Source organism: Pseudomonas sp. 05N434 (assembly GCF_056396965.1).
This window is the reverse complement of record NZ_JBFTMK010001007.1, coordinates 1-700: the sequence shown is the minus strand read 5'-3', so window position 1 is coordinate 700 and position 700 is coordinate 1. Positions and strand designations below refer to the sequence as shown.

The 700-nt window shown below is 57.0% G+C and carries 1 protein-coding gene; it reads left to right on the top strand.

Going from position 1 to position 700, the window contains the following annotated elements:
• Positions 1-562, top strand: a 562-nt coding sequence (locus AC1DLB_RS31375; RefSeq protein WP_477786452.1) for a TonB-dependent siderophore receptor, incomplete at its 5' end; no start/stop codon positions are given.
• Positions 563-700 lie beyond the last annotated feature (138 nt).

Sequence of the window (700 nt, the reverse complement as noted above, 5' to 3'; positions counted from 1 at the left end):
GATCAATACCTCCGTGGCCCTGTTCCGTTACGACCAGGAAAACCGTGCCGTTCTCGATACGCAGGGTGCGCAAACCTGCGACGGTTGGTTCTGCTCGACGGCATCGGGCAAAGTGCGCAGCCAGGGTCTGGACGCCGAAATCAGCGGCGAAGTGATCGACAATCTGCAACTGTTTGCCGGCTACACCTACAACACCACCAAATACCTCGACGACCCTGACAACGAAGGCAAAATCTTCAGCTGGTGGACGCCTAAACACATGCTGCGTGTGTGGGGCAATTATCAGTTGAGCGGCGACTGGAGCCGTGTGAGTACAGGCCTGGGCTTTACCGCACAAACCCACACGATAGGTTTCGACCACTCCGTCAACGTTCCGGGTTACACCGTGTGGAATGCCCGCGTCGGTTACCAGCTCACCCCAGAAATCGAGCTGGCGATGAATGCCAACAACCTGTTTGACAAGACCTACTTCGCAGCGGCCTACAACCAGATCAACGGCAACAACAACTACGGTGATCCACGCAACGTGATGTTCAGCGTGAAATACACACCGCAGTTCTGAGTCCTTTGCACTAGCGTCAATGTCCCGGCCCGCGCCCTTTTACCAGGGGCGCGGGCTAATCTTGTAGCAGCTGCCGAGCAGCGCGAGGCTGCGTTCGGCTGCGCAGCAGTCGTAGACCCTAAATGCACGGTGTATCTG